At 65.3% G+C, this 19,078-nt stretch carries 15 protein-coding genes; 8 read left to right on the top strand and 7 right to left on the bottom strand.

Translation table 11 applies throughout. The features are described 5' to 3' along the window. Positions 1–33: 33 nt before the first annotated feature. The 4 genes from WG921_RS03635 to WG921_RS03620 all read right to left on the bottom strand — a co-directional run bounded on the left by WG921_RS03635 (position 34) and on the right by WG921_RS03620 (position 2,879). Positions 34–261: a hypothetical protein gene (locus WG921_RS03635; RefSeq protein ID WP_340107840.1), complete on the bottom strand. Its 228-nt coding sequence runs from the start codon at positions 259–261 to the stop codon at positions 34–36. A gap of 184 nt (positions 262–445) precedes the next feature. Then, the gene (locus WG921_RS03630) at positions 446–2,149 is read right to left on the bottom strand and encodes a sensor histidine kinase (RefSeq protein ID WP_340107839.1); all 1,704 of its coding nucleotides are present in this window, start codon (positions 2,147–2,149) and stop codon (positions 446–448) included. 14 nt (positions 2,150–2,163) lie between these two features. Beyond that, positions 2,164–2,703, bottom strand: a complete 540-nt coding sequence (locus tag WG921_RS03625; RefSeq protein WP_340107838.1) for a sigma-70 family RNA polymerase sigma factor — start codon at positions 2,701–2,703, stop codon at positions 2,164–2,166. Further along, on the bottom strand, positions 2,700–2,879 hold the full coding sequence (locus tag WG921_RS03620) for a NepR family anti-sigma factor (protein ID WP_340107837.1): 180 nt from the start codon (positions 2,877–2,879) through the stop codon (positions 2,700–2,702). Before WG921_RS03620 ends, WG921_RS03625 begins: the two co-directional genes overlap by 4 nt. A gap of 122 nt (positions 2,880–3,001) precedes the next feature. Between WG921_RS03620 and WG921_RS03615 the strand changes: the two genes are divergently transcribed. From WG921_RS03615 to WG921_RS03600, 4 genes are all read left to right on the top strand, one after another. After that, positions 3,002–3,772, top strand: coding sequence for a response regulator (locus WG921_RS03615; protein WP_340107836.1), 771 nt, complete (start codon positions 3,002–3,004; stop codon positions 3,770–3,772). Positions 3,773–3,929: 157 nt separating this feature from the next. After that, positions 3,930–5,405 (top strand): OpgD/OpgG family glucan biosynthesis protein, encoded by a 1,476-nt coding sequence (locus WG921_RS03610; protein WP_340107835.1) that lies wholly within the window; start codon positions 3,930–3,932, stop codon positions 5,403–5,405. Beyond that, positions 5,393–7,480, top strand: coding sequence for a glucans biosynthesis glucosyltransferase MdoH (mdoH, locus tag WG921_RS03605; RefSeq protein WP_340107834.1), 2,088 nt, complete (start codon positions 5,393–5,395; stop codon positions 7,478–7,480). Before WG921_RS03610 ends, mdoH begins: the two co-directional genes overlap by 13 nt. Positions 7,481–7,598: 118 nt before the next feature. After that, on the top strand, positions 7,599–9,203 hold the full coding sequence (locus tag WG921_RS03600) for a gamma-glutamyltransferase family protein (RefSeq protein ID WP_340107833.1): 1,605 nt from the start codon (positions 7,599–7,601) through the stop codon (positions 9,201–9,203). Between the two features lie 322 nt (positions 9,204–9,525). On the opposite strand, the gene WG921_RS03595 is transcribed toward WG921_RS03600, so the two are convergent. Beyond that, a complete protein-coding gene (locus WG921_RS03595) occupies positions 9,526–10,416 on the bottom strand; it encodes a LysR family transcriptional regulator (protein WP_340107832.1) in 891 nt (296 codons plus the stop codon). 209 nt (positions 10,417–10,625) lie between these two features. Between WG921_RS03595 and WG921_RS03590 the strand changes: the two genes are divergently transcribed. The 4 genes from WG921_RS03590 to WG921_RS03575 all read left to right on the top strand — a co-directional run bounded on the left by WG921_RS03590 (position 10,626) and on the right by WG921_RS03575 (position 14,315). Next, entirely contained in the window at positions 10,626–11,288 is a 663-nt protein-coding gene (locus WG921_RS03590; RefSeq protein WP_340107831.1) for an HD domain-containing protein, read from the top strand. Between the two features lie 132 nt (positions 11,289–11,420). Then, positions 11,421–11,945: a TRAP transporter small permease subunit gene (locus tag WG921_RS03585; protein WP_340107830.1), complete on the top strand. Its 525-nt coding sequence runs from the start codon at positions 11,421–11,423 to the stop codon at positions 11,943–11,945. A 2-nt stretch (positions 11,946–11,947) separates the two neighbouring features. Continuing rightward, a complete protein-coding gene (locus tag WG921_RS03580) occupies positions 11,948–13,231 on the top strand; it encodes a TRAP transporter large permease (protein WP_340107829.1) in 1,284 nt (427 codons plus the stop codon). Between the two features lie 34 nt (positions 13,232–13,265). Next, on the top strand, positions 13,266–14,315 hold the full coding sequence (locus tag WG921_RS03575; protein ID WP_340107828.1) for a TRAP transporter substrate-binding protein: 1,050 nt from the start codon (positions 13,266–13,268) through the stop codon (positions 14,313–14,315). 166 nt (positions 14,316–14,481) lie between these two features. Here the strand turns inward: WG921_RS03575 and WG921_RS03570 are convergent, their stop codons facing one another. Both WG921_RS03570 and WG921_RS03565 read right to left on the bottom strand, forming a co-directional pair. Beyond that, positions 14,482–17,652, bottom strand: a complete 3,171-nt coding sequence (locus WG921_RS03570; protein WP_340107827.1) for a beta strand repeat-containing protein — start codon at positions 17,650–17,652, stop codon at positions 14,482–14,484. A gap of 643 nt (positions 17,653–18,295) precedes the next feature. Beyond that, positions 18,296–19,072: an enoyl-CoA hydratase/isomerase family protein gene (locus WG921_RS03565; RefSeq protein WP_340107826.1), complete on the bottom strand. Its 777-nt coding sequence runs from the start codon at positions 19,070–19,072 to the stop codon at positions 18,296–18,298. Between the last annotated feature and the right edge of the window lie 6 nt (positions 19,073–19,078).

Below are 19,078 nucleotides of genomic sequence, written 5' to 3'. Positions count from 1 at the left end.
CGCCGAGCGCGTCGCGGCGCCCGGCGCATGGCCTCAATCCAGATCGTGCTTTTCATCCGTCAGCGCGCCCGCGCCCGCGCCCAGCGCCCCGCCGATGACCGCGCCGGTCACGGCGGATCCGCCGAGAACCGCGCCGCCGACCGCGCCCGCCCCCGCGCCAAGCGCGCCGCCGGACAGGGCGCGCTCGCCGCGCGTGTCTCCGCACGCCCCGAGCGCCAGCGCCGCGGCGGCGATGAATGTCAATGTCAGCCCGGTTTTCATGTCATTCTCCTTTGAATGGAGCGATTCACTCCGCCGTCTTCACGGCGTCGCCGATCTCTCGAAGATCTTCTCCATCGGGCCGTGCGATCATTCCGATCATCCCCGGCCCGCCCATCCCGGCGTCTTTCAGTCAACGGTGTCTGAACGCGTGGTGGCCGGTATTGGTTCCCGGCGCGCGCCGCGATCAGGCGTCCGACACGCGCCGCCGCACCTGGAAGAGTTCCGCCGGCGGCGCGATCGGCCCGCTCAGGCAGGCCTCGAACGCACCCGGCAGGTTCGTGACCTTCAGATCGCCGTCGATCTGCCTGGCGAACCCCTCCATCAGACGAATGCCGAGCCCCGATCCATCCGGCTCATCGCGGAATTCGCCGTCGACGCTGTTGCGGATCGTCAGGAAGAACATCTCGCCCTCCCGTTTCAGCGTAATCTTCACCGTCGGCGTCTTTCCGCCATGTTTGAACGCGTTGCTGAGGGTTTCGGACAGGAAAAGCGCCACCGGCGTCGCGATCGCCGTCGGAACGACGACGGGGTCCAGGTCCGTTTTCACACTGTCTTCAGCGCCAGCCGCCGCGAGGGACGCGACGATATGCGCGCTGATGTCCAATGTGAGTTGGTCGAGCGCGACCTCCTCCAGATTTTTCGTCGCGTAGAGGTTCTGATGAACCATCGCGAGGCTGTGGATCCGGTCCTGGATCACGCGAAGCGCGTGGCGGCTCTCCGGGTCGCGCGCGCGCCGGCTTTCGAGGTTCATCATGCTGGAGATGGTCTGCAAATTGTTCTTCACGCGATGATGCACCTCCAGCAGCAGCCGGCGCTGCACGTCCAAAGTGTCCCGCAGCCGATTGTCCCGCTCGCCGAGATTGACCGCCATCGCCCCGATCGCGTCCGCCAGCGCGCGGATCTCCGCCGGCGCGTCGCGAAAATCGCGCATCGGCGCGTCCAGCTCTCCATGCCCGATCCTCACCGCCGTGCGGCGGAGCGCTCCCACATGGCGCGTGACCAGGGCGTCGATCGCAAAGTAGGCCGCGATGACGGCGATCAGCCAGAGCGCCAGCGGCGTGAGGATCACCCGCCCTTCGGGCCCCAGAAGAATCGCGCGCCAACTCGGCTCGAGCGCGCTGGTGACCGCCCAGAGCTGCCCCGGCTCGAGCGCGCTTGAAAAGTAGGTCCGGTTGAGCCCGTCGCCGCCCACCGCGTCGAACTGACGGTCGTTGTAGGGCAGAAGCCGCGCTCGGTTTTCAGGGAGCCGCGCCGCGCCGGCGTCCTCGCCGGGGAATACGGCCTCGCCGACACGGTTGAGCAGCGTGACCGCCGGCTGGCCCGGCCCGGGATGCGCGAGGCGCCGCAAATAGTCGAAATCGACGCCGACCGCCAGCGCATAGGTCGTCTCGCCTCCGCCCCAGAGGGGCTGAAAAATCATGAACGAGCGGGCGCCGATCGCGCTTTCGCGTTGCTGCGTGGAGATGAAATATCTCGGGTCGCTCAGAAACGAGTCCCAGTCGGCGTCGCCCGCCAGAGTGACCGGCGGCCCCTCCCCGCAAGCCGACTCGCCGTTCCGCTTCAGGATCAGCGCGCGCGTCGCCCAGTCATGTTTCGCGCCAAGCTCCGCAAACGACTGCGCGCAGCCGCCGGTCTCGCGCATCTCGGTGCGCAGCGCCGCCGCCGTGAGCCTTACGGCCTGCCGGATCTCCATGACCGCGGCGCGCTCCTTGTCGATCGCCGCAAGCGATTGCGCCTTCAGTTGTTCGGACCGGCGCTCGGCCGCCGCGTCGATTCCATTCACCCCCTGCACGAGGGCCAGCATCCCGGCCGGCGCCAGCGCGACGGCGATGATAAGCGCGAGCCGCGAGCGAAGCCGCGTCAACCCGATAAGCCGAAATGGGTTCACCGCCGGAACATGGGCTAGGACGCGCGCCGGGCGGTCTTCAGGGGCGCGCCGGGCGGCGGCGCCTCCACAGGCCGGACGTCGCTCATCAACTCCTCCAGCCGCGCGCGCGCGCGGCTCACCCGGCTTTTCACCGTGCCCGCCGCAACGCCGATCACCTCGGCCGCCTCATCGTAGGAGAAGCCGGCCGCTCCCACCAGGATCACCGCTTCGCGCTGATTGTGCGGCAACTCGGCGAGCGCGGCGCGCAGATCGAGCATCGCCATATGCCCTTCCTGCCGCCCGCGCTCAGACAGGCCGGCCGTCATCTCGCCATCGATATCCTCGACCTCGCGCTTCTTTTTCCGGTACTGGGAGATGTAGGAATTTCGCAGGATGGTGAAGAGCCAGGCCTTCATGTTCGTGCCGGCCTTGAACCGTTCCCGGCTCGCCCAGGCCTTGACCATCGTCTCCTGAACGAGATCGTCGGCGCGGGCCGCGTCCCGTTCGAATGTGCGGGCGAATCCGCGGACGGCCGGCATGGTCGCCATCAGCTCGTCCCGGAACGCGCCGCTCATCGGTTCTTCTCCGCCCGATCCAGCTGTTCGAGAAGATCGATCAGATCGTCCGGAAGCGGCTCGTTCGCCACATCCTCATAGAGCCGTTTCAACGGCCCGAAGATCGGATCTCCCTTGGTGGCGTCGCCATCCCGCGGCCGTTGCGCCCGGCCCGACGCCTCTCGCTCATTTCCCATCGCGCTAACACTTTCCAAATTGCACCGGATCATGGCAGATCACACTCGTCGGGGAACCAACGCGGATGCTGGGCGTTGGTTCCCGGAGCGATAGCGTCTTTTCCCAATGTTACGAGGATTGCATGGCCGAACAAACGAAGGACCAGATGAATCTCGCGACGCTTATCGCGCCCCACCTGCCCTATCTGCGGCGCTATGCGCGCGCGCTGACCGGCGCGCAGGCGGCCGGCGACGGCTTCGTCGCGCAGACGCTCGAGACGCTCATCGCCGATCGCGACGCGATCGACCATGACGCCTCGCCGCGGGTCGGCGTCTACCAATTGTTCCACACGATCTGGTCTTCCGCGACGGTGGCCGGGATCGGCCCCGAGGAGATCCCCTCCCGCTCCCGGCAATTTCTGCTGTTGACGGCGGTGGAGGAATTCACCATCGAGGAGGCCTCCGCCGTCATGAGGATCGCCCGCGAAGAAGCGGAGATTCTTCTGCGCGCCGCGAGACAGGAACTGGAGGAGGCCCGGCGCGCGCGCATCATGATCATCGAGGACGAGCCGATCATCGCGCTCGACATAGAGAGCATCGTGACCGGCATGGGCCACACGGTCTCCGGCGTCGCGCAGACCCACAGACAAGCCGTCGCCAGGGCGCTCGAAGGCCGGCCGGATCTGATCCTCGCCGACATTCAGCTCGCGGACGGCTCCTCCGGCGTCGAGGCGGTGGACGAAATCCTGACGTCGATGACGGTTCCGGTGATCTTCATCACCGCATATCCGGAGCGATTGCTCACCGGGGATCAGGTCGAGCCGCCGTTCCTGATCACAAAACCTTTCAGACCTGAAGCCGTTGAGGCCGCGATCGCTCAGGCGCTTTTTCATGATCCTTCGTCGGCGGCGTGACAATGGCGGCCTCGGCGCGGAGATGGCGATCACGAACCGTCCCCGCGCCCGCCCGTCGCGCGCCGCGCGAAAATTGCCGGCGCCGCGCGCGCCCTGTTAACGATTTGGCCATGTCTTTTTCACCATGGAGTCTCTGATTGTGAATCGGCGTCGTTTCATGACCATGGCGTCAGCGCTTCCGCTTGGCGGGGTGTTCGCCGCCGCTGCGGAGGGCGCGGAGCCGTTCAGCCGCTCGACCGTCATCGAGCGGGCCCGCGCGCTCGCCGCGGAGGCCTTCGCCGCGCCGAAGCCCGGCGTCCCGGAGACGCTGACCTCTCTCTCCTACTCGCAATATCAGGGCATCAGATTCCGCGAGGATCAGCGGCTCTTCACGAACCCGCCCAGCGGGTTCTCCGTCGATCTTTTTCATTCCGGCTTCATCTTCAACGTCCCGGTCGAGATTTTCCGGGTGCGGGACGGCGAGGCGGAGAAGATCGTCTACAGCCCCGATCTCTTCACCTTTCAGGACATGGAGCCGCCGGCGCCCGATCTGGATGTGGAGTTCGCCGGCTTTCGCGCGCGGACCGCGATCAACCGGCCCGACGTCATGGACGAGTTCCTCGTCTTCGCCGGAGCCAGCTACTTTCGCGCCGTCGCGAAAGGGCAGGTCTACGGGCTGAGCGCGCGCGGCCTCGCCATCGGCACCGCGGAAGCGGAGGGGGAGGAATTCCCCTTCTTCCGCGCGTTCTGGCTGGAGCGGCCGAGCGACGGGCGGATGGTCGTGCACGCGCTTCTCGACAGTCGCAGCGCCTCGGGCGCCTACCGCTTCACCGTAAGGCCCGGCGCCGCGACGCAGATGGATGTCGAGGCGACGCTCTTCGCGAGAAAGGAGATCAGGCATCTCGGCGTCGCGCCGCTCACCTCGATGTTTCTTTTCAACGCCAAGGACCGGGTCGGCCATGACGATTTCCGCCCCTCCATCCACGATTCGGACGGGCTTGCGATCTGGAATGGCGGCGGCGAGCGCATCTGGCGGCCGCTGAACAATCCGCGCCTGCTGCAGATCAGCGCCTTCACCGATAACGGCCCGCGCGGATTCGGATTGATCCAGCGCGAGAGACGCTTCTCCGAATACGAGGATCTCGAAGCGCATTACCACAAGCGCCCCAGTCTCTGGGTCGAGCCGATCGGCGATTGGGGCAAAGGCGACGTCAACCTGGTGGAGATCCCCACATCCGAGGAGATCCACGACAATATCGTCGCCTACTGGCGGCCCGCCGACCCGCTGGCCGCCGGAACCGAGACCCATTTCACCTATCGGCTCACCTGGGGCTGGGACGCGCCGGCCGACCCGGACATGCTCCGCGTCGTCCGCACGCTGGAAGGCGCGGGTTCGAAGAGCGGCTGGCGGCGGTTCACAGTCGATTTCGCGCGCCCCGAAGGCGCCGCGACGACCGATGGCCTCACGCTGGAGATCAGCGCGTCCGTCGGCGCTCTGGAGCGCGCGATCATGATGGACAACCCTGAAATCGGCGGCGTGAGGGTGGCGTTCGAGCTGGACCCGGGCGCGCATGACATCGTCGAGATCCGCGCGGGCCTGCGCCGCGAAGGCGCCGCCGCCTCAGAAGTCTGGGCGTTCGGATGGACGGCCTGAAAAAACCGCGACAGACGGAGGACCCGCCGCCGCTGCCGGCGTCCGCGCCCCTCGAGATGCCGACGCAGGATCTCCGACGTTTCACACGCCGGCGCCTGGCGGCGCCTCCCCCCGATACGGCCACGATCCGGGCCCGCCTGGCGCTCGGCTTCGGCGCGGCGCTCGTCACGGCGGCGCTCGCGCATGAAATGTGGCGGGTCCTCGCCGTCGGCGAACTGAACACGATCGAGCTTGCGATGCTCGTTCTTTTCATCCTGAACATCGGCTGGATCGTGTTCGGAACCGCATCCGCGCTTCTCGGTCTTGTCCGGCCCCCGGCGGCGCAACCGACCGAGGGCGAACACTCCGGGCGGACCGCGCTCCTGATTCCGATTTACAACGAAGACGCGACCCAGGTCGTCGCCGCGGCCGCCGCGATGCTTCGCGCGCTGGCGACGGACAGGCCGGGCGACGCGAATTTCGACGCTTATCTGCTCAGCGACACCACCGATCTGTCGGTCTGGCTCACCGAACAGGCGCTGGTCGACGCCGCGCGCGCCGATCCGCTCTTCGGGGCGCGGCTCTTCTACCGGCACCGACTGCGCAACGCCGCGAGAAAATCGGGCAATGTGCGCGATTGGGTGGAGCGCTGGGGCGGCGCCTACGGGGCGTTCATCATTCTCGACGCCGACAGCCTGATGGAGCCGGAAACGATTCAGGAGCTCGCGCGGCGGATGATGGCGGACGGGCGCGCCGGAATCATCCAGACATCGCCGGTCCTGGTCGGCGGCAGAACCCCTTTCGGGCGGTTGCAGCAATTCGCGAGCCGCGTCTACGGGCCGCTGAACGCGCATGGATTGGCGCGCTGGTTCGGCGACGCGGGCAATTACTGGGGCCACAACGCCATCATCCGCACACGCGCCTTCGCCGCCAGCGCCGGGCTTCCGGTTCTGGGCGGCGCGCCGCCTTTCGGCGGTCATATCCTCAGCCATGATTTCGTCGAGGCGGCTCTGGTGCGCCGGGCCGGCTACAGCGTCCGGATGGCGGATGATCTGCGCGGCAGCTATGAACACGCGCCGCCCAACCTGATCGAGCTGGCGGCGCGCGACCGGCGCTGGTGCCAGGGCAATCTCCAGCATGTCCGGCTGCTGTTCGCGTCCGGCCTGCATCCGCTCAGCCGCATGCATTTCGCGATGGGCGCGTTCGCCTATCTGGCGTCGCTGATCTGGCTCTTGTTTCTGCTCGCCGGCATGGCGCTGGCGCTTTACGCCTATCTCACGCCGCCGGATTACTTCGCCGACACCTGGTCGCTGTTTCCCACCTGGCCGCGGATCGACTCCGAGCGGGCGATCACCCTTTTCGGGCTCTGCATGTTCGTGCTTTTCCTGCCGAAATTCGTCGGGCTCGGGCTTTTTCTCCGCTCTGAAGAGTCACGCGGCGGGCGGGCCCTCGCGGTGGTCGGCTTTTTCATCGAGACCATTCTCTCCGCGCTGATCGCGCCGGTGACCATGCTGACCCAGACGCGGGCGATTCTGGAGATCGTCAGCGGCCGCGACAGCGGCTGGGCCGCGCAGGCGCGGGACGCGGCGCGGCTCCGCCTTTCGGCGCTCTGGCGGTTTCACCGGCTGCACATGGCGGCGGGGGTCGCGCTCGCGCTCGCCGCCGGCGCAATCTCGTGGTCCTTGCTCGCATGGATGAGCCCGGCGCTGATCGGGCTGGTGTTCTGCATTCCGATCGCCGCGTTTCTCGGCGACGCCCCCGCTGGAGACGCGATGGGCCGGCTCGGGCTTCTCGTGACGCCGGAGGAGAAGGATCCCCCCGCCATCACGCGGGCGGTCGAGGCGGAAAAGCTGGCGCTGCTTCGCCGCCTCGCCGCGCACCCTGTCGATCTCGCGGGGCTTCTCGCGTCGCCCGGCGCGCGGCGGCGGCATCTCGCCTGGCTCGACCGCGCGACGGCGCGCCGTCCCGGTGAAGACGATCCCCAACTTGCGAGCGCGCTCCTGAAATTCGTCGACGGCGCCGAGCCCGCGGCCCTGAACCCGCGGGAAGCCTACGCTGTGGCCGCCTCGGCGGGGACGTTCGAGAAGCTCGCCTGAGCCCCGCCGCCTCGCTCCTGGGCGGCGGGCTTGCGCGAAGCCCGAGCGCTCGTGCTAAGGATGACGCGTTGAACAACCGGCGGCGCGCTGCGCCGCCAGACCGCGATGGGAGCAGAGCATGGTCAAAGGCATGGTGTCGGCGCCGCAACCGGAAGCGGTTGAGGCGGGGCTGGACATTCTGGCCAGCGGCGGAAACGCCGTCGACGCGGCGATCGGCGCGGCGCTGGTTCAGACCGCCGTCGACCCGCAAATGTGCGGCATAGCCGGGTTCGGATCCTGCCACCTGCACCTCGCCGAGGGCACGCATACGCTCATCGACTTTCACGGCCGCGCCCCCGCCGCCACCCGGCCCGACATGTGGGCGGACCGGATCGTGCGCGAATGCGACGACGGGTTCGGCTTCGTCCTGAGAGACGAGGTGAACGAGATCGGCTACCAGTCGATGACGACGCCGATGACGCTGAGGGCGTTCGACGAGATACTCACCCGCTTCGGCTCCCGCCCCATGGCGGAGGCGCTCGCCCCCGCGATCGCCTATTGCGAAGAAGGATTCGCCGTCCGGCCGCATGTGCATGACTTCTGGTCCCGCGGCCCCGACAACGGGCGCATCGCCCGCATTCGCGGATTGACCGACTATCCCGCCACCGCGAAAATCTACGCCAAACCCGATGGAACGATCCGGGGCGTAGGGGAGATTCTGCGCAATCCGGACATGGGCCGCACCTATCGGCGGATCGCCGAGCACGGGGTCGAGGATTTCTATTCCGGCGAGATCGCCCGGCGCATCGCCGAGGACATGGCGGCCAATGGCGGCCTCATCACGATGGCCGATCTCGCCGCCTGCGCGACGGTGGAGACCAAACCGCTCGTCACCACCTATCGCGGCCACAAGGTGGCGACCAATCAGCCGCCGGGCGGCGGCCTCGTCATCGCGCTGATGCTGAACATTCTGGAGCGGTTCGATCTCGCCGCCATGGGCCACAATTCGCCGGACTATATCGCCACAGTGGCGGAGGCGATGAAGATCGCGACCGTCGACAAGGACACGCGGATGGGCGACCCCGCCTTTTTCGACATCCCCTTCGACGAATTGCTGTCCGACGCCTACGCCGATCGGATGGCGGAGCGGATCAGACGCGGCGAGAAGACCACCGTTCCGCGCATGAACTCGGGCGGCGACAGCAAGGAGACCACGCATATCTGCGTCGCGGATTCCGCCGGGAACTGCGTGACGATGACCCATTCGCTCGGCTCGTCGTCTGGCGTCGTCACCGAGGGGCTCGGCTTCATGTACAACAACTGCATGATGGTGTTCGACCCGAGGCCGGGCCGCGCCGGCTCGCTCGCGCCGGGGAAGGCGCGGTTCACCGCCCTCTCCCCGACCATCGTGTTCAAGGGTGAAAAGCCCTTCCTGCTGCTCGGCGCGCCCGGCGGCACGACGATCACCATGGGCAATCTCCAGGCGATCCTGAACGCCGTCGATTTCGGCATGGATGCCCAGGAGGCGGTCCACGCGCCGCGCTTCACCGCCACTTCGGATGTGATCGAACTGACCAACCGCATCCTCCGCTCGACCGAGCGCGAGTTGCAGAGCCGCGGCTATCCGACCCGCCGCCACGCTTCCAGCTACATGATGCCGACGGTGCATACGATCCGGATCGTGGACGGCGTCATGGATGGCGGCGCCGATCCCTCGGGCGACGGGATGGCCGCCGCCGTCTGAGCAAACGCCGGCCGGGCGCCGACGCGAATCCACCATCTTGTCGATTGGGAACGCTCTCGACGAAACCGCAAGCGTCCAGCATTTCCGGGGCCGCCGACCGTTCTGTCGCACCAAGCATGACACTTTGCGGCGGCGCTCCCGCCATGAAGCTGAAGGCGACGAAACCGGCGGCGTAGGTCCACCAGAAAGGTCCCGCAGAATCGGGGGATCGCCTCACGCGCGCCATGCGAAGAATAATGTGGCCTCCGGTCGCCATGGAAGTCGGGATGCGCGCAAATCGAGTGTCTTGCGGCTTGCAAACGACAGACGTTCATCATCTCGTTTATTTGGATGTGATTTCCTCCACCATCGCAATTATACTCTCCACACTCCGATTTCTTCGGCTCTTATGTCGGATAGCGAACACCGGCTGGCGCTCAGGCGCCGGTTTGACATCGATGAGCCTCACCGCGCCCGTCGCAAGGTAGGGTTGAACCGTATTCACGGGAAGGATTGAAGCGCCGACCCCCATGCCAATCAGGTGGGCGATAATGGCGACACTGCTGCAAGTCGTAATTCTCGGCAGAGGGATATTCGCCACCGCGAACCAGTCGAAAGTGACCTTGTGCATGCTGGAGGGCGGCGGCTGAGTGAGGATTTCAAGTCCGTCGAGCGCCACGCTTATCTGGTCGCTATCCGCCACGTTTGGCCGAACGGGAACAGCCCATGCTGTATCCAAGAAATAGAGCAGATCGGCCTTCAAGTCGTGGCTGATTTGCGAGTGGGCGGCGATCGCCGCATCGAGGTCGCCCGACATGACCCCGTCAACCAGTGAGCGGCTGGTGTCGACCACAAGGTTCAGTTTTAGTTGTGGTGTGCGCGCTTTCGCGAGGGCGAGAAGATCGGAAAGCGGCCCAAGGGCGAAACTGTCGAAGACGCCAAGGGTGATCTGGCCATGCAAGTTCGATTGCGCGGCGAGGCGCGCTTCCACGTCGTCGACCAGATCGAATATCCGCTCGACATAGGTCAGGATCGAATGGCCCCGCACCGTCGGCAGGATCGGTCGGCTGCGGCGTTCGAGCAAGACGGTATTCATGCTGCGTTCAAGTTCACGGATCCGACTAGATATGGCGGGCTGCGTCAGGCCCAGCTGCGCGGCGGCGGCTCGGAAGCTGCCTAGGCGCGCGACCCAGTAGAACGCCTCCAAATGCCCGAGATTCTTCAACATCACCATCGTGACGCCCCCTGTCGTTCGCTCCCACCGAACGCAACCGCGGAAAGCTGTCCGGCCGCGCGGTTTCCAAGCCCGGCGGCGCGGGTCCAGTCCGAATTCGACGGCAGGGCGATAAATCAAGTTAATCAAAAACCTGCAAAATTCAATTGGCCCGCCGTTTCAACGCCACCTATCCTTCGCGTTAAGGATTCCCAATTGAAAGGCCTGTGATGCGATACGTGAGTTATAAATCTGATGTGAGCAAGGCGACGCTCGACAGCGTGATCGAAGACCTCCCGGAAATCCAAAATATCAAGGACGACAAGCTGCGCGATCGCGTCACTCATGCTTGGGCATTCGCTCTCACCAACTCCAGCTTCTCACGGATCAGTGACATTCAGGGCGCCGGGAACCCGGATCAGATCGTTCTAGTTTCCGGCGATCAGTCTGCGCACTTGCGCGGAGTCGCAACCATCGCCATGGCCCTCGTCGATGAGTTTGAAACGCGGTTCCCGCAAGTAGCGATAAACAGAGACATCGTCCTGGCCGGCGCCCTCTGCCACGACATCGGAAAGCCCTGGGAGTTTGACCCGGAGAACCTCAAGCGCTGGCGCGGCGATCCTTCCGCAAACGGCGAACCTTCGCTGCGACACTCGGTTTACGGCGCGCATATCTGCCTGATGAATGGCTTGCCCGAGGAGGTCGCTCATATCGCGCTTGGCCATTCGATGGAGGGGCAACATATCGGCCTGAGCACCGAATGCCTGATCGTGCGCGCCGCCGACCACACCTGGTGGCAAGTGGCGAATTCGCTCGGTCTGATCAAGGCCGGGACGGCGGACCTGCTGCCAAACTATATCCGGCCGCGGACCTCCGGCGTCGCTCCCACCTGACAGCAGGCCCACGCCATTTAGGGTGACGGTCACGGTTTTCGGACAAAAGGACACCAGCCCATGTGGAATCCGCTACTGGCCATAGTCCGAAGCATGTCCAAATGGGCCGCCTGGGGTGGCGGGGGTCTGCTGATGACCACCGCCCTCCTCATTTGCGCGGATATCATACTGCGCAACTGGTTCTCGACCAGCCTGCCTGGCACAGACGAACTGGCGGGCTATGCGCTCGCCGCCGCTGCGGCCTGGTCGCTGTCTTTCGCCCTGCTCGAGCGGGCGCACATCCGCATCGATTCAATCTATATCCTGCTGCCGCGCCGCATCCAGAGCGGGCTCGACCTCTTGGCCGTCGGGCTGATGCTGATCTTTTTTGGGCTCATCGCCTATTATGGCTGGGGCGCGCTGATGCAATCCGCCGAGGTGGGCGCGCGTTCACAGTCCGAGCTCGCCATGCTCCTCGCCTATCCACAGGCGGTCTGGGTCTGCGGGTTGGCCTACTTCGTGCTCAGCTGCGTCGTCGTGCTCGGCGCGGCCTCGGCGAGGTGTTTCGCCGGCGATCAACAAGGCGTGCGGGCGATCGCCGGAGCCAAGTCCGTCGATGAGGAGGTGGCCGAGGAAGCGGCTTCGCTCGAGATCCCCGCCTCCACGACGGAGAGATAGCCATGCTCTACACGGCGCTCACCGTCTTGCTTGTGATGCTCGTCGCCGCCGTGCCGGTGACGGCCGGGCTCGGCTGGCTCGGCCTCATTCTCGACGGGGTCTACTCGCCTTTTTCGATGCGCGCGATGATGGGGCAGGTGGCCTGGTCGACCTCGACATCCTACCTGCTCATCACGATCCCGTTCTACGTCATGCTGGGCGAAATCCTCCTCAAATCGGGGATCGCGGCGCGCATGTACAACGCCATCGCCCCAGCCGTCTCCTGGCTCCCCGGCGGCCTAATGCATTCCAACGTCGCGGTCAGCGGCATGTTCGCGGCCGTATCGGGGTCGAGCGCTGCGACGGCCATCACCATCGGCACCGTGGCGATGGAGCAAGTCGAGAAGCGCGGCTACAACGAGCGCCTGTTCCTCGGAACCATCGTGGCGGGCGGAACCCTCGGCATCCTCATCCCGCCGTCGATCAACCTCGTCATCTATGGGGTCATCACCGAGACGTCGATCCCGCAGCTCTATCTCGCGGGCATCATCCCCGGCGCCCTGCTGATGATCCTGTTCATGGCGACAGTGCTGGTGATCTGCCTGATCCGTCCGAACTTCGGCGGAAACCCCATGGAGTCAACCGGCGTCGGACTGCTCAAGGTCTTGCCGGATCTGATCAGGCCCGTTGTCATTTTCGTGGCTGTGATCGGCTCCATCTACGGAGGATTCGCCACGCCGACGGAGGCGGCCGCTCTCGGGATCCTGATCGCCCTGATTCTCACTGCGATGGACGGCGCGCTGAGCCTGCGGATGCTTCTCTCGGTCTTCGAATCGACCATGCGCACGACCGGCCTGATCATGGCGATCCTGATCGCCTCCTACTTCCTCAACGTCGTCATCACAATGCTCGGGATCCCGAGGGCCCTCGCCTCAGCCGTGGCGACCGCGGACCTCGGGCGGACCGAAATCATCCTGATCGTGATCGCACTCTATCTGGTCGTTGGCATGTTCATGGAGACGCTGTCCATGATGATCGCCACCGTTCCGATCACGGCGCCGATCGTCATCGCTGCAGGCTGGGACCCGATCTGGTTCGGGATCCTGGTGGTGCTGCTGATGGAGACCGCTCTGCTCACACCTCCCGTCGGAATGAACCTCTTCATCGTTCAGGGCATCCGCCCCCGCGGTGACCTTCGCGACGTGATCATCGGCTCCCTGCCCTTCCTGGTGGCGCTGCTGCTCATGGTCGCCTTGGTCACCATCGCCCCCTCGATCGTGCTCTGGTTGCCGAGCCTGCTCCCATGATTGGCAAACCGCTAAACTGGAAAAGGAGACTTCCATGAAACACCTTCTCGCCGGACTGCTTGCAACCTTCGCAATCGCGCCCTTCGGCATAGCCCACGCCGAGTTGCAGGAACAAAATTTTCGGGCGCTTCTTCATCATACGCCCGTTCCGCAGTCGAAGGACGTAGAGGTCCCCTTCTGGACAGAGACGATCCCCCAAGCGTCCGGCGGCAAGATCACCGCCGCCATGACCTTTACCGATCAGGCCGGTCTCGCCGACGCTGACCTGCTGCGCTATCTCAAAATCGGCGCCTTCGATTTCGCCAGCTTCGACCTCTCCAAGATGGCCGGCGACGACCCGCGGTTCGAAGGCTGCGACATCGCGGGCCTCACCAGCGACCTCGAGTCGGCGCGCGCGGTCTGCGACGCCTACCGGCCGGTGCTGGCCCGAATGCTCGAAGAACAATGGAACGCCAAGCTCCTCGCCATCGGGACCGCCCCGCCGCAGGCTGTCTGGTGCAGAACCGAGATCAACGGCCTCGCCGATCTCGAAGGCAAGAAGATCCGCGTTTTCAACCGCACGATGAACGACTTCGTCAAGGCTGTCGGCGCAATTCCTATCAACATCTCCTTCGCCGAGGTCGTGCCCGCCCTCCAGCAGGGCGTCGTCGATTGCGGAGTCACCGGCAACGCAGTCGGAAACGCCGCCGGATGGACGGAGGTCACCAGCACCATCCTTCCGCTGGCGCTCGGCTGGTCGATCAATATCCACGCCGTGAACCTCGATGCATGGAATCGGCTCGACGCGGAGACGCAGGCGTTCTTCGAGGGTCAGTTCCCTGTGCTTGAGGAGCGGTTCTGGACCTTTTTCGCGGAGGCCGTCGCAGACGCCGACAATTGCAACTTCGGACGTGAGCCCTGCCGGATGGGCAACCCCGCCAATATGACGCTCGCTCCGTTCTCGGACGAAGATCGCCAGCGCTATGCGGAGATCCTCGAGAACGTCGTCATCTCGGGCTGGGCGGAGCGGGTCGGACCCGCCGCCGCCGCGGAATGGAACGATACCGTCGGCAAGGCGCTTGGCCTGACCGCACCCACCGAGTGACGCCTTTTGAGCCCTGAGGCGCGAACGGCTCCTGCTCCGTCGGAATCTTCAAACGAAAATCCGGCCGAGCGGTATGCCTTGGGGGCGCCGATGCTCGGGCGGGCGGCGCCAAGTTCTCCGGGTCCGGATTGCTCCGGACCCGGATTTCAAGCGTCCGCTCGTACGGTCAGGCGATATCCAGCCAGACGCTCCCGCCGAAGAGCACGTCCACAGAGGTATGGGCTCCGATGAGCAGGGCGACATCCTGACCATCCACCGAGAGCAACGTGTCGTCGCCGGCCGAACGGAGCGCGACGGCGGCCTCCACGTCCACCGCGTTGTTTCCAGCGCCCGCCTCGGTCAGCAGCGCGCCGAGATCGACGCGGTCAGCGCCGTCGCCATAGTCCATGATGGTGTCTAGGTTCCCTGCGCCGTCATGCGTGAAGACGAAGCTGTCGGCGCCTGCGCCGCCCGTCAGGGCGTCATTGCCTTCTCCGCCTCCGAGCCGGTCATTGCCGCCGAGCCCGAAGATATTGTCGCCCCCCGCCGATCCGGTGATCACGTCGTTCGCGGTGTTGTCGCCGCCATAAATGCCGGCGATGTCGGTCAGCGCCGTATCGGTGAAGTCCCAATGGTTGTGGAAATGTCTGGAGCCGACGATCGTCACGTCGTCGTGCCCGCCCCCGTCGATCGCATCGACGCTGTTCGCGCCGCCATAACCGTTCGCCAGCCCGATTGTCACGCCATCGTCTTCGGCGAGGATCGTGTGCTGCGCGTCGCCATTGTCGGTGAAGTTGTCAAAGCCGCCATTGTCCGCCGAGGATGCGAGCAGACGGGTGTCCTGCGTTCCGAAATGGAAGCTATCGTTGCCCATGCCGCCGCGATACGCTTGGCCGCCGGCCGCGTCGCTGTCGCTGGAGGTCCAGATGACGTTGTTCGCGGCGCCGGCGTACACCTCGGCGATGTCGGTCAGGGTGGTGCCGGACAGGTCGAGCGCGACATGCGCCTGGTCGGTGCCGACCAGGAGCGCCCCGAACCCGTTGCCGTCGATCTCTTCGATGCCGCTCAGCGACCGAACCCGAATGTCCGAGCCGTCCGTCGACAGGATGGCGTCGGTCCCGCCGTCGCCGAAGAACCAGTCGAAACCGTTCGCGGGCGAAGTGGCGCTGACGCCGAAAGTGTCGTCTCCGTCGCCGCCGCGCATCACGTCGTTGCCGCCCTCGCCATTGAGGAAATCGGCCCCTGCGCCGCCGGTGATGACGTCGTCGCCGCCGCGCCCGAAGATCGCCCATGATTCATCGCTCGGGGCGGTCAGCTCCGGCGCGTAGGCGGGATTTCCATTGTCGTGGTTTGCGGTGCCGTAGAGGAAGTTCAGCGGCTGGAAGTCGCCGCCGATATCGACCTGGACCTCGAAGTTCTCGAAGTTCTCCGCGGTGAGGCGCACCCCGGCCGCGTTCAGCGTCCCGTTCACGACGCTGCCGGGCGTCAACGCCGCGATCTGGTTGATCAGGGTCGAATCCGCCGCCTGCGCCGCGGTAAGCGAGATGACGAGCGTATCGCCGTTATAGGCGCCGCCATCGTAGGTGACATGGGCGCCGCCGGTGTCGAGCGCGGTCTGGACCTTGTCGTTGCCGCCGCCGGTTTCAACCGAGACGATGTCGTTCAGCGTGGTGCGCGACAGATCCCATACATCGTGCTGCCCCGAGGAGCCGACGATCGAAACGTTCGCCATGCCGCCGCCATCGAACACATCGACATCGTTGTCGAAATGCCTGCCGACGCCGATCTGCGTCCCGGCGTCTCCGGCGATCACGCGATGTTCGACGCCGTCGCCGACCGTGTTGCCGTCGAAACTGTCGAAGCCGCCATTGTCGTCAGAGGAGACCAGCAACCGCGTGTCCTGATCACCAAGATGGAAGCTGTCGTGCCCCTTGCCGCCGCGATAGGCTTGGCCTCCGGCCGCGTCGCTATAGTTGGACGTCCAGATCGTATCGTTGCCGCCGGCGGTATCGACCACATCGATCCCCCTCAACACGGTCTCAGACAGATCCCAGACATTGTGTTGACCCGAGGAGCCGACGACCGAGACATCCGCCATGCCGTCGCCGTCGATGACGTCGACATCGTTGTTGTAAATCTTCCCGACGCCGATCTCCGTCCCGGCCGTCTCCGCGAGGAGACGGTGGGTCGCAGCGGCGGTGTTGCCGTCGAAACTGTCGAAACCGCCGTTATCGGCCGCGGAGACCCGAAGCTCCGCATCCGCGTCGCCGAGATGGAAAATGTCGTGGCCGGCGCCGCCGCGATAGGCTTGGGCGGTCAGGTCGGATGTTGAGATCACGTCGTTGCCGCCGAGCGCATCGACCACGCCGATCCCGCTGAACGTCACGCCCGAGAAGTCCAGCGTCTGGTGGTTCGCTGTGCCGACGACGTCGACGCCGGATTTGCCGTTCCCATCGATGCGCTCGATCCCGCTGATCGTGGAGACGCCGATGTCGACATGGCTGTTGGTGGCCAGAATGGTGTCGGTGTCGCCGGCGCCGCCGGCATCGTTGAACCTGTCGGCGCCATGACTGCGGTCGACAAGGTAGGTGTCGGACCCATCGCCGCCGTCCATCGCATCGTTGCCGGTATTTCCGCGGATCTGGTCATCGCCGGCGGCGCCGGTGATGACGTCGTTCCCGCCGGCGCCGTCGATGACGAAATTGGTTATCGTGTAGCCGGCGAAATCGAGCGTGTCGTGGTTCGAAGTGGCGATGATCGTGTTGCGGCCGGGCGTGGAGTCGCCGCCGTCGATGACCTCGATGCTGGTCAGGTTCGCGAGGTTGTTGGTGACGTGCAAGACGTCCTTGGCCCAGCCGCCGACGATGCTGTCGATCCCTTCGCCGCCATCATAGACGTCGACGCCGTTGTTGTCGCCGTCGCCGCCGGTGATCAGCAGGAACGTGTCGTCGCCGGCGCCGCCGTTCAGCGTGTCGTCGCCGGCGCCGCCGCGGATCTGGTCATCGCCGGCGGCGCCGGTGATGACGTCGTTCCCGCCGGCGCCGTCGATGACGAAATTGGTTATCGTGTAGCCGGTGAAATCGAGCGTGTCGTGGCTCGATGTGGCGATGATCGTGTTGCGGCCGGGCGTGGAGTCGCCGCCGTCGATGACCTCGATGCTGGCCAGGTTCGCGAGGTTGTTGGTGACGTGCAAGACGTCCTTGGCCCAGCCGCCGACGATGCTGTCGATCCCTTCGCCGCCATTATAGACGTCGACGCCGTTGTTGTCGCCGTCGCCGCCAGTGGCCAGCAGGAACGTGTCGTCGCCAGCAGTGCCATTGAGGATCTCATCCCCGGGCGCTCCATTGATTACCGCCATGGTCAACCTCCCTTATCCAAATCCGAAAGACGCCGATTCCACACCCGTGGACCGGTCGCCTGGAGAACACCCTCCAGCACAGAACGTACTTCTACGGAATTCCGCCTCAGGCACGAAAGTTAATCTGAATTAACTTATTATTAATGTTAAATTGACTTAGCCGAAGGTGGGTGATTCGACTTTTCAAGTCAAGTAACGCCTGACCGCCATCTTCACCTATTCACGAACGGCGACCCAAGCGCCGAAAAAGGCGCCGGGCGCCGCCGGAGCCCGCCCCGAAATGAGACGGGCGCATTTGGAGGCTTGTGATTTCAAAGAGTTGCGATTCACCTCGGCGGGGGTCCGCCAAGCCTGGCGACCCGGGATCCGCGCCAACGCGTTGCGCCCCTCAGCCAGTCGGAGGCGGACCGACGGGGCCCGTCATCGCCCGAAGGCGACATGGGGCGCTGGCGCCGATCCGCCGAGCGTGGCCGGCCATGGGTCCAGGCCGACGCCAAGGCCGCACGGCCGATCTACTTTCCCGCTTCAACCACTTAATCCTGGATGAACCTGGCGTTCTCCCCTTTCGCCCAGACCGGCGGTCAGTTCCCGCTCCACCCGATCAGGCGCTCATGAGTGCTGAAAGCGCGCCGGTCAGCCAGCTCTATCGTCCGACAAAATTTGGCGTTCGCTTTTCGAAGAACGCCTCGATGCCCTCCTCATAATCCCGGGTCGCTTCGAGCGGCCGTCGGAGCGCGTCGTTGAGGTCGCTCGCGGCGTGAAGGGGCAAGTCGGCGCCCTGATTGATGAGCGTCTTCACGGCGGCCGTCCCCAGCGGGCTCGACGCCTGGAACGTCGTCGCCAGGGCCACGGCCCTCTCCGAAAGCTCTTCGTATGGGACGACCATGTCCACCACGCCAAGGCTCAACGCCTCATCCGCCGCGACCCGGCGCGCGGAAAGCAGGATCTCCTTGGCGCGCGCCTTACCGATATTCTTCGCCAGCATTATCGGGCCGCCGGCGCCCGGGTAGGCGCCGAGACTCATTTCCGGGAACGAGAACTGCGCATCTGGCGTCGCGATCCTGTAATCGCAGAACAACGCCAGCTCGAATCCGCCGCCGAGGCAAAATCCGTGGATCGCCGCGACAACCGGCTGCGGCAGGCGCCAGATGGCCTGATTCACGTTGAACAAGCGCGTCCGCTGGGCCCATTTCTCATCCGGCCCGACGCCGCGCCTCTCCTTCAGATCGGCGCCGGCGCAAAAGGCGCGGTCGCCAGCGCCTCTGAGGATCACGCTGCGGATGTCGCGCCTTTGCGATATCGCGTCGAGACGGTCCAGCAATTCGGTCGCCAGCGCATTCGAAATGGCGTTCATCGCATCGGGGCGATTGAGAGTCAGGGTGGCGATTCCACCGGCCTCTTCCTGCAACAGAATTGTCACGTTCCC

Source organism: Paludibacillus litoralis (genome assembly GCF_037646705.1).
GTDB classification, from domain to species: Bacteria; Pseudomonadota; Alphaproteobacteria; order Rhodobacterales; family Rhodobacteraceae; genus Pikeienuella; species Pikeienuella litoralis.
Note: the sequence above shows the minus strand (reverse complement) of the source record. Positions and strands in the feature narration are given on the sequence as shown.